The following is a 10,138-nucleotide window of genomic DNA, read 5'->3' on the forward strand; positions in this document are numbered from 1 at the left end:
CAGAAGCAGCCGACAGCATGCATATGGCAAACATCCAGCAAACCGGGGTAAATGCGCTGTGTGATAAGCCATTTGAACCTAACGAAGTGCGCGCCATGTTGGCAGCATTGCTCGGTGATTAGCAAAAACTGAGTCATACTCAACCTGTCAATATATTACTCATAAAAATGATAAGCCAATCTGTAAAAACGGGTTGACAGATAACCAGCGCCACAATAAAGTGCAGGGTATGAAAGTACAAAATACATCACACACAGCGATTTTCTTTATGTTTATCACCTTCAGTTGAGGGGGTAACGCTGTGCGTAACACAAACCTCCTCTAACAGGAGGTTTTTTTTTGCCTGAAGTGTAAGAGAGAAGCTATGTCTGCGCCTGAATTAGATAACATCCGTGAGCGAATTACCTCACTTGATACCGAACTGCTTGGCCTGTTGGCTGAACGCCGTGGTTTAACCAACCAGGTAGCCGAAACAAAAATCAAGCACCACATTCCAGTGCGCGATCAGGCACGCGAGGAACAATTACTCATCCGCCTGATTAAAGAAGGTCAGCAAAAAGGATTAGACCCGCATTACGTTACTCAGATATTTCATGTAATCATTGAAGATTCAGTATTAAACCAGCAAGCCATGCTGGCCGAGCGCGCAAACCCTGGCAGTGCCCTTCCCCTGAATCGGGTTGCCTTCTTGGGTGATCGGGGTTCGTATAGCTATCTTGCTACGCAAAAGTATTTCTCCCGTCGTCCGGGTGATCTGCTGGAAATGGGCTGCCAGAGCTTTAAAGAGGTAGTGGGCAAAGTAGAAAATAACGAAGCCGACTATGCGGTATTACCCATTGAAAATACAACATCAGGCAGTATCAACGAAGTGTACGACCAGCTTCAGCATACCGAGCTCAATATCATAGGTGAACTGACTCACGCTATTAAGCACAGCTTACTGGTTGCCAAAGACACTACACTGGCTAATATCAAGACACTGTACGCCCATCCGCAGGTATTCACTCAATGCAGCCACTTCCTGGCTGAACTGGGGAATGTGGAAGTAAAAACAATGGATAGCACCTCTTCAGCAATGCTAACTGTCAGTGAATTGAACCGCGAGGATGTAGCAGCCATTGGCAGTGAAGCCGGTGGTAATCTGTATGGATTGATGGCAATTAAATCGAATCTGGCCAATCAGAAAGAAAACCACAGCCGTTTTATTGTAGTAGCCAAACAACCAGTGGTAGTGCCTCTACAGGTGCCGGCTAAAACCACGTTTGTAATGTCAACGGTTCAAAAGCCTGGTGCACTGGTAGAAGCATTATTGGTATTAAAGCAAAACAACATCAATATGACCAAACTGGAATCCCGCCCTATTCACGGTAATCCTTGGGAAGAGATGTTTTACATCGACGTGGAAGGTAACACCCAGGATGGTCCAATGCAGATTGCGATTGCTGAACTGAAAAAGATAACGCGTTACGTAAAAGTACTCGGGTGTTATCCAAGTGAAGAAATCAGCCCGACTAAGGTAGCAGCAAGCAAAGCGCTGGCTTCTTAATTACAAAAAAGGCCACTGACGTGGCCTTTTTCATTTTAATATCAGGTTTTAAACCGGTTAACCATATCCTGCAAAGACACCGCAATCTTTGCCAGCTCATCGGCAGCATTTCGGGTATGCACAGCACCGTTATGGATGTCTTCGGAAAGGTGATTCACTTCATTCACGTTTTCGCCAATGGCATTTGAGGTTGCTTCCTGCTCTACAGCGGCACTGGCTACCACGCTCACTAACTGTTGTACCTGTTCAATGGTTTGACCTAATTCGTTCATCGCTACAGTAACCAAATCAACCAGGTGAATACCTCCACCTGCTGCCGCCTCTGCTTTTTCCATGGCAACCACGGATTTCTCCGATGACACGTTCATCTTCTCAATGATCCGTTCTATTTCAACGGTACTTTCCTGCGAGCGATTAGCCAACGTCCTTACTTCATCGGCGACCACTGAAAATCCCCTACCCGCTTCACCCGCTCTTGCCGCCTCTATTGCTGCATTCAGCGCCAATAAATTAGTTTGGTCTGCGATACTTTTAATTACATTCAGCAACGACGTTATTTGCGACACTTCCGCTTTTAACGACGCAATAATAGTTGATGAATCCTGAATAAGTTTTACCAACAACTTAATATTGTCAGCAGCCATATCAGCGCGTTCCATATTCTCATTCAGGCTGTGTTCTGCTCGTGTGCCAAAATCCCGGGTTTCTGACGTTGACTCGGCAATACTGGTAATTGAATCAGTCAGTTGTGTAATTGCAGATGCCACTTCTTGCATCTGTCTGGCCTGATTGTCGGTGGTTGTTTCGCTTTGATGCGTAATAGCGCTTAACTCTTCAGAGGCAGAAGCCAGCGACTCAGACGCGCCTTTAACGCTATCGATGATGTCTCGAATTTGGCCGGTAAACTGATTAAACGCCAGCACAATCCGGTTAATTTCGGCAATACGCGTTTCTGCTAGCTTAACTGTTAAATCGCCATTGCCACTAGCCAGTTGTTCACAAGCATCACCTAACCGGGTTAACGGACGCACTAACCGACCGGATAGCCACACAATCACTACCACGGAAAGAGCAACGATTATGGCAATCGCAATAAAGACAGTAGTCACCAGTTTATTACGCAGTACAACTGCTGGCTGGAGCGCTTCTTCAACGTCGATTTCAGCGATAAGCGCGTATTGATTATCGCCAATAGAAAGCTGTCGGTACGCCGAAAACACCTCAACATCCCGATAATCTTTAACAATGCCAAATCCTTTTTGCCCGTTTAAAGCGCGTTCAACAGACACGGTATCAACGTCCTGAATCCCCACTGTTGTGCCTGCGTCAGCTACTTGCTTTGCTGTTTTCGGATATAAGCGTCCAACCGCTGCTAAATAGTCATCCGGAGCCTCCAAAAAGAAACGGCTTTCGGTAACCAGCTTTTTATCAGCACTAACCAGGTAAGTTTCACCGGAATCACCGTAGCCAATTTCCTGCCACTGTTGATTGTGCTCTAAGATATTGCTGATCACATTAAGCGGGATTTGGAATATCAGCACGCCTGTTGTAGTGCCATTTTCATCGATGATCTGGGCACCTAAAAAGCCCGCCATGGCGTTATAAGATGGCAGGTAGGATTCCAGTTTACTGAAGGATACTTTATCTTTGTTGTTCAGCGCTTTGCGATACGCTTCTGCAATACCGGTTTTTGCATAGGGGCCAGTTTGCAGGTTAGTTGCGTAATCCAGTTCTTTAAACACCGAGTACACCACATCACCCGTTTTGGGGTCTGCGATAAAAATATCGTAAAAGCCAAATTCCTTTAGAAACGCTCTGAAGAAGCCGTGATATTTTTCGTGTACCGCAGCATATTCAGACGTGTTATTGGGTTTAAAAAGGGTATCTTTTTCGCCAATTGGAAAGCGGGAGCCGGCAATAAAATCGTACTGTAGTTTTTTTGCGGTATCAGATAAACCGTTAACAAGAGAAAGTGGGTTACTGACGTTTGAACCATTGCGCTTGCTGTACAAATTAGCAAATTCAGTATCGTAATAGCGTTGAAGCATTTGGCTTTCGTTATTTTGCAGCGGATTACGCTCAGCATCATAGCGGCGATACGCGTTAGCAAATTGCTTTGATGCCTCTACTACCAATGCTTCAGACGCTTTCAAATGCAACTGCTTTTCAATAAATTTCGGGTATTCGGAATAACGTGTAGAAATTGGAGATAAATATGAATGCAGTTGAACTAGCGAATGAACTAAACGGCACTGAGTATCCGTTCAGACCTACAAGGGAAGTTATTCAAAAAGCAATCGACAACAGCCTTGTGATTGTCTACGGCGCATCTGATGACCTGATGGAGTTTGAAGGTGCTATTGTGGAGGAAATAGGGGTTTATGATGGTGGTACTGCTTACGTTTACAAGTGCGGCGTTCTTGGGTCTCGTGATGATCTGGATACAGATGAGGAGTTGGAGTTGTGGTTTAAAAACAAGTCAGACTCTAAGCCTATCGAGGCCAAATGGTGTGACGATGACAACTACTCTTGGACGTATCAGACAGACATTCCTCATGCCACCTTTGATATTGTCGAGGGCGATGAAAAATACTGTAGAGCTTTGGTTTTCAGTGTGGATGAGATTTAGCAGTTCCACACGAGAATCCGAATACCCTAAATTTCAGGTATTGAGACACAGACTCATGAGTTTGCGCTGTCTCTACCATCAATTTCTTTTCCGCCCCCAGGGTCAGGGCTTCGCGGGATTCGTTTACGCTGATATGCAGGGAAATGCCCGCCATTAGCAACACAACGAAAATAACTAACGGAATTAATGAAAACAGTAATCGCTGTTTCAGTGTCATATCAACGGTTCCCTACAGACAGATAACTCTAAACTAAGAAGTTTCTCGGCCTAACGCAATTATTCTTTAGGAGGGAGCTGAACCGACCTTAACATCTGATTATCATCAGCTTTTAGTAATAATTGCTTGCTGTCGACCAGGCACGTTTTGGCGTAATCGCCAAACCAGTTACCTATTTCGTTAAACTGGCGAATAAATTCCGCTTTATTGCCCTGCTCTAATAAAACCAATGCTTCACCAAATCGCTCATGAAACCTGCGAAGTAACGCAAAGTTTTCCGGATTATTATAGATGATATCGGCATAAAGATTAGGAGATTGAGCAAAGAGTCTGCCCACCATTGCAAGCTCTAACCGATAAATGGGAGAACTCAACTGAGTAAGTTGCATTAAATCCGGATTTTCACCGGCCAGATGCGCACCATACACAAAGGTGTTGAAATGACGCATTACCTGGATAAAAGCCATCGCTTTATCATGTTCCTGGGCACTGGTTTCAATTAGGTTAGCACCCCAAATTTGCATTTGTTGAAGCAACCAGTCGTAAGTTTCATTGCCACGGCCATGACACACTACAACCACTTGCTTAATCATGCCTGGTGCATCAGGTCCAAACATAGGATGCAAGCCAACTACCGGCCCATTGTGCACCGCCATCATGGCTGCCAGCGGCTTGTCTTTAATACTGGTTATATCAGCCAGTATACAATGCTCAGGCAAGGCTTTTAATTTTGAAATGACGTCTACGGTTAGATTAATTGGCACAGATAACAGCACAAGGCTGGCACGTGAAAATAGACGTTCAGCGTCAGACCAGTCCTCTTTTTCGAGAATATCAACCTGGTAACCACTGCGGGTAAACAGGCCAACAAACACACTGCCCAGCGCGCCAGCACCACCAATAATCACAATGCGTTTAACATCGGGATTGGCACAGCGATAGCGATTATTCTGAATATGGTAAGACTCGCGCATAATGCGGCGAAGTAAATCTTCTACTAATGAAGGCGACACACCTGCAGACTCAGCCTGCCGCTGCCGGTCTTCCAGCATAGAAGCTTCCCGGGATGGCACGTAAATTGGCATACCGGTTTTGGCTTTGATGTCGCCAACTTTAGCAGCTAGTACCGCACGTTTGGCGAGTAATTCAACGAGCTGGCTATCCAGCTCGTCAATTCCCTGGCGAAGTTCGCTCAATTGCTGAGCAAACTGTTCCGCTGAGTCTTGTGACATAAAATCAGGCTACATCCGTTCGCTTATTCTGACGTAATGGTAACACAGTAATCAGCTTGTCACGCATTTGTCCGAGCAGAGTTTCAGTGGTATCCCAGTCGATGCAGCCGTCGGTTATTGATACACCGTATTCCAGCGCATCAAAAGGCACACCGTCAGACTTCTGATTGCCAGCTTTTAAATGGCTTTCCAACATCACACCAATAATAGACTGATTCCCTTCAAGAATTTGATTTACCACGTTTTGTGCTACCAGCGGCTGGCGGCGGTAATCCTTATTGGAATTAGCATGACTGCAATCTACTACCAGGCCTGCCGTCAATTTCGCGTTTGCCAGCCACTCTTCACATTCAGATACGCACACAGAATCGTAGTTTGGCTGTTTACCACCACGTAAAATAATGTGGCCGTCAGGGTTACCCTGAGTTTCAATAATGCTCACCTGGCCCTGCTTATTGATCCCCATAAAACGATGAGAAGACGCTGCAGATTTAAGTGCATTAATAGCAATATCCAAACTACCGTCGGTGCCGTTTTTAAAGCCAACTGGCATTGACAGACCGCTCGCCATTTCGCGGTGAGTTTGCGACTCTGACGTACGCGCACCAATTGCACTCCAACTAAACAGTTCAGCAAGGTACTGCGGGCTGATGGGGTCGAGCGCTTCAGTAGCAACCGGCAATTCCAGTTCTGCTAACCAAATCAATAATTCACGGGCCTTGCGCAAGCCGGTTTCGATCTCGAAAGTGTCGTTGATGTGCGGATCGTTGATCAGGCCTTTCCAGCCCGTAGTAGTACGTGGTTTTTCAAAGTAGACACGCATCACAATGTACAGGGTGTCTTTGTAACACTCATGCAGCTCTTTTAAACGCAACGCATAGTCTTTTGCCGCTTCAACATCGTGAATTGAGCACGGCCCGCAGATCACCAGCATGCGGTGATCACGACGGTGGATGATATCGGCGATAATTTGGCGTGAATCACGGATTACCGAAAGCGCACGCTCTGAAACGGGTAATTCCTGAGCCAGTGCCTCAGGCGTGATCAGAATTTTTTCTGAGCTCACGTGAATGTTGTTAATAGTGTCCTTAATCATTTGTCGCTCTCGGTCTTAGGAGTAATAAAATACCTTACAGGCCTGTTGCTATGGGAAACAACTCCATTTCAACATCGTCCATTAAGTAAAGCAGAAACAGGCAATAAATACAGGTGTATAATTATATTTACATCAAAAAAATTCAACCTGATGAAATAGCGTTGACTTTTTACCAATAATTGATATGCAAAGCAAGTAAAAACTCCGTATTTGAAGCACTTTGCATGAATTCCACACTGGGAAATTGCTATCTGGAGAATACCGGTATATACGCTCAACTGGGGTAGTTTAATTGCAGAAATCGTCATTAGTAAAAAGCTAACGCATTGCGACGAAACAAGTTTTAATGCGGTGAACGACCATGCCATTATGTTACAAAAATGTTGTACTTGGCATAAAGCACAACATAGCGTGCAACAATTAAACAATGTAGGGACACATGATTACTCTGACAAACATTCGCAAATGCTTTTCAAATGGCGAAGAACAGATTGTTGCGCTCAACGATGTATCACTAACCATTCGCCAAAATGAATTCGTTGCCTTTATGGGCAGTTCAGGATCGGGCAAATCAACTTTAATGAATATTCTCGGATGTCTGGATACGCCCAACAGTGGACATTACACCTTAAACGGTGAGCGCGTCGACAGTTTGAGTGACGAAGCCCTTTCCAGCATTCGCAATCGCCATATTGGTTTCATTTTTCAGACGTTTCATTTGCTACCCAAACTCGATGCCATTGGCAATGTTAAATTGCCTTTGCGCTATTCTGATGTTGATAACGACGAAGCGCACGAACGGGCCGTTGCTTTGCTTCAGAAAGTGGGTCTTGGACACCGTATGACCCATCGCCCATTTGAAATGTCAGGTGGTCAGCGTCAGCGCGTTGCTATTGCTCGGGCACTGGTGAACCGCCCTTCCATTGTGTTGGCCGATGAACCCACCGGAAACCTCGACAGCAAAACATCGGAAGACATCATGCAACTGCTCACCGAACTCCATCAGCAGGGTCAAACCATTGTGATGGTAACACACGAAGAAAACATCGCAGAATTCGCGCAACGGGTTGTCACCATGAAAGACGGTCAGATTCTCAATGAGCGGAGTAAACTATGATATCCCGTTACTTGTGTTTCGCTGCCACAATGGGATTCAGTCTGGTCTCAAATGCCAATCAGGCACCGTTAATCTTAACCGGCAAGCTGTCGTCATCAAATGTACAAAGCGTGACTGCGCCACGCACTGATCGATGGCAAATTCAGGTGCAATGGATGATAGAAGAAGGGAGTCTGGTGTCGCCTGGTGATGTGATCACCGTGTTTGATTCAGGCAGTGTGGATACGCAACTGGAACAGAACGAAGACAACCTGGCCACGCAGCAACTCTCACTTAAAACCGAAACCATGACACTTGACCAGGCGGTCCGCGATGCCGAAGCGGCATTAAACGTTGCCGACCTCGAAGTTGAAAAGGCCCGTATCGAAGCCAGCATACAAACTAACGACATAAGCGAATACGACAAAGGACAGTACAAGCTTACCCTCGAGCGCGCGCTGGTTGAGCAATTTAAAGCGCAGCAAACCCTCCAGCAAAAGCAGGCAGAACGCGCGTCCTCACTGGAAAAAGCGCAAATAGAAATCGTTAAACTTGAAGAAACGGTGGAATATCAGCGTTATCTGCTCACCCGTCTTCAGGTAAAGGCCCAGATAAGTGGGGTGGTTAGCCATATGTATCACCCTTGGGATAACGAAAAGATTACCGCAGGCACAACCTTACAAGCAGCCATGAAGGTAATGGAAGTGCAGGATATCAGCGGTTTTAACATTGATGCCTGGGTGCATGAAATTGACGCCGATCGCATTACAAAAGGTCAATCGGCTACCATTACGCTGGACGCGTATCCTCAGCAGCAATTTAATGCCACAGTCACCAGCATCGTTTCACAACCTGCTAAGAAGTCTGGTTGGGGCGAAAGCGCCTATTACCAGCTCCAGTTAGCGTTCGATGCATTACCTCAACTAAAACTATTGCCCGGAATGAGTGTTAGAGTGGTATTTGCCAACCAGGATCGCCTTATGGATAGCCGACGGGAGACTGCAAGTGCGAATTAATATTGTGTTGCTAGCCGCCGCCCTGCTTATGGGTTGCTCAGAGCAAAGCGCTTCTCAATCAGATGCCAAGCGGGTAATCAAACAGCCGTTAACTGCGTCAGGCGAAATCGTATCGTTAAATACAGCCAGCATTTCTCCCCCTTCCGTGCGTGGGATGTGGCAAATGAAAGTCCAGTTTCTGGTGCCAGAGAACTCCCATGTTAAAGAAGGAGACATGCTGGTGAAATTTGACGATCAACAACTGAAAACCAAACTTATCGAGCAAAAAAGCGAACTGGAAGCCGAAACCAAGAATTACCAGACTAAACAACTGGAAAATGAAGCGAAGCAAGAAGAGTTAAAGCTGGCACTGGCGGAAGCACAGATGAATTTCGACAAGCAAAAGCGACTGGTTGAAATTGTCGATGTAGCCACCAAGCGAGTAGAAAAAGAAAAACAACGCAAAGAATTTGACATTGCCCAGGCAAAATTAGCCCAGGCCCAGCAACAACTGGAACAGTTCAGCACATCGCGTGCACTGAACGACGAATTAGCAAAAAGTAAAATCAATCGCTTACAAACCAAGCTAAGCCGCACGCAAAGCAACATTGAGAAGCTGCAGATCAAGGCGCCCAAATCTGGCCTTATCATGTACAAAGCCGATCCGGAAGGCAACAAAACAGCCGTGGGCGACACTGTTTGGATGGGGCGAACCTTATTAACCATACCCTCATTGGACGCCTTGGCCATAAAAGCGCAGTTTGATGAAGCCGATACGGCCAAACTAACACCGGGCACAGTAGTAAAAGTTACACTGGATGCCTACCCGGAAATCCCCTACTCCGGCACCATAGTGTCACTGGGCGAAGCTTACAAAGAAAAATCCACGAGTAATTTAAGCATTGTATTTGATGTGGAAATTGCATTGCACCAGATTGATGACAAGCGAATGCGACCGGGCATGAAAGCCAAAATTGAAGTGATGGAGGCCAGTTCATGAGACAACTGTTAACACTGGCAATGTGCTTTGGAATGCTAAGCGCCTGCAATGACACAGAACAACTGATCCCCACTTACGAAGTGCGCCCTCAGCCATTTTCGCTTGCCGTTCCGATGAAGGGCGAACTTGAAGCGGCGCAAGCAACCGCAATTGGTGTGCCCAGCCGTCGCCCAATGACAATTGCCTGGTTAGAGCAAGAATATACCCAGGTGAAAAAAGGCCAGCTGGTTGCCCGATTTGATGCCGAACAACTCAGTTTGGATATGCGTCAGGAGATGCTGGCCATCATGTTGCTTGAAGAAGACATGAAACTGAACCGCGAAAATC

Annotated in this window: 9 protein-coding genes and 2 pseudogenes; 7 read left to right on the forward strand and 4 right to left on the reverse strand. The window is 46.1% G+C overall.

The features are described 5' to 3' along the window. Window positions 1–122 (forward strand): annotated as a pseudogene (locus ACLR2L_RS15625) (two-component system response regulator); the annotation flags it as partial. 242 nt (window positions 123–364) lie between these two features. Beyond that, window positions 365–1,546, forward strand: coding sequence for a prephenate dehydratase (pheA, locus tag ACLR2L_RS15630; RefSeq protein ID WP_140955857.1), 1,182 nt, complete (start codon window positions 365–367; stop codon window positions 1,544–1,546). Window positions 1,547–1,587: 41 nt separating this feature from the next. Here pheA and ACLR2L_RS15635 read toward each other — a convergent pair whose 3' ends face one another. Continuing rightward, window positions 1,588–3,699, reverse strand: a complete 2,112-nt coding sequence (locus ACLR2L_RS15635) for a methyl-accepting chemotaxis protein (protein WP_413369386.1) — start codon at window positions 3,697–3,699, stop codon at window positions 1,588–1,590. 62 nt (window positions 3,700–3,761) lie between these two features. On the opposite strand from ACLR2L_RS15635, the gene ACLR2L_RS15640 reads away from it, so the two are divergent. Next, window positions 3,762–4,175 (forward strand): hypothetical protein, encoded by a 414-nt coding sequence (locus tag ACLR2L_RS15640; protein ID WP_413369388.1) that lies wholly within the window; start codon window positions 3,762–3,764, stop codon window positions 4,173–4,175. On the opposite strand, the gene ACLR2L_RS15645 is transcribed toward ACLR2L_RS15640, so the two are convergent. The 3 genes from ACLR2L_RS15645 to ACLR2L_RS15655 are packed head-to-tail and all read right to left on the reverse strand — an operon-like array spanning window position 4,156 to window position 6,720. Continuing rightward, window positions 4,156–4,392, reverse strand: a complete 237-nt coding sequence (locus ACLR2L_RS15645) for a hypothetical protein (protein WP_413369390.1) — start codon at window positions 4,390–4,392, stop codon at window positions 4,156–4,158. The genes ACLR2L_RS15640 and ACLR2L_RS15645 overlap by 20 nt on opposite strands. A 59-nt stretch (window positions 4,393–4,451) precedes the next feature. Further along, window positions 4,452–5,624 carry a bifunctional chorismate mutase/prephenate dehydrogenase gene (gene tyrA, locus ACLR2L_RS15650; RefSeq protein WP_413369392.1) on the reverse strand — a complete coding sequence of 391 codons (1,173 nt, stop codon included), beginning with the start codon at window positions 5,622–5,624 and terminating at the stop codon, window positions 4,452–4,454. A 4-nt stretch (window positions 5,625–5,628) separates the two neighbouring features. Further along, window positions 5,629–6,720, reverse strand: coding sequence for a 3-deoxy-7-phosphoheptulonate synthase (locus ACLR2L_RS15655; RefSeq protein WP_413369394.1), 1,092 nt, complete (start codon window positions 6,718–6,720; stop codon window positions 5,629–5,631). A gap of 439 nt (window positions 6,721–7,159) precedes the next feature. Between ACLR2L_RS15655 and ACLR2L_RS15660 the strand changes: the two genes are divergently transcribed. The 4 genes and pseudogenes from ACLR2L_RS15660 to ACLR2L_RS15675 form a co-directional block, all read left to right on the forward strand. Continuing rightward, on the forward strand, window positions 7,160–7,837 hold the full coding sequence (locus ACLR2L_RS15660) for an ABC transporter ATP-binding protein (protein ID WP_413369396.1): 678 nt from the start codon (window positions 7,160–7,162) through the stop codon (window positions 7,835–7,837). Then, a complete protein-coding gene (locus tag ACLR2L_RS15665; protein ID WP_140955865.1) occupies window positions 7,834–8,832 on the forward strand; it encodes an HlyD family secretion protein in 999 nt (332 codons plus the stop codon). The genes ACLR2L_RS15660 and ACLR2L_RS15665 overlap by 4 nt, the downstream gene beginning before the upstream one ends. After that, on the forward strand, window positions 8,822–9,811 hold the full coding sequence (locus tag ACLR2L_RS15670; protein ID WP_140955867.1) for an HlyD family secretion protein: 990 nt from the start codon (window positions 8,822–8,824) through the stop codon (window positions 9,809–9,811). The genes ACLR2L_RS15665 and ACLR2L_RS15670 overlap by 11 nt, the downstream gene beginning before the upstream one ends. Next, window positions 9,808–10,138 (forward strand): annotated as a pseudogene (locus ACLR2L_RS15675) (efflux transporter periplasmic adaptor subunit); the annotation flags it as partial. The gene ACLR2L_RS15670 and the pseudogene ACLR2L_RS15675, both read left to right, overlap by 4 nt.

The organism is Alteromonas sp. AMM-1 (assembly GCF_047290655.1).
GTDB lineage: Bacteria > Pseudomonadota > Gammaproteobacteria > Enterobacterales > Alteromonadaceae > Alteromonas > Alteromonas mangrovi.

What these genes read in the sequence shown, in the direction of transcription:
- ACLR2L_RS15660 (WP_413369396.1), top strand. Translation starts at nt 7,160, where the DNA reads ATGATTACTCTGACAAACATTCGCAAATGCTTTTCAAATGGCGAAGAA.
- ACLR2L_RS15665 (WP_140955865.1), top strand. Translation starts at nt 7,834, where the DNA reads ATGATATCCCGTTACTTGTGTTTCGCTGCCACAATGGGATTCAGTCTG.
- pheA (WP_140955857.1), top strand. Translation starts at nt 365, where the DNA reads ATGTCTGCGCCTGAATTAGATAACATCCGTGAGCGAATTACCTCACTT.
- ACLR2L_RS15645 (WP_413369390.1), bottom strand. Translation starts at nt 4,392, where the DNA reads ATGACACTGAAACAGCGATTACTGTTTTCATTAATTCCGTTAGTTATT.
- ACLR2L_RS15640 (WP_413369388.1), top strand. Translation starts at nt 3,762, where the DNA reads ATGAATGCAGTTGAACTAGCGAATGAACTAAACGGCACTGAGTATCCG.
- ACLR2L_RS15655 (WP_413369394.1), bottom strand. Translation starts at nt 6,720, where the DNA reads ATGATTAAGGACACTATTAACAACATTCACGTGAGCTCAGAAAAAATT.
- tyrA (WP_413369392.1), bottom strand. Translation starts at nt 5,624, where the DNA reads ATGTCACAAGACTCAGCGGAACAGTTTGCTCAGCAATTGAGCGAACTT.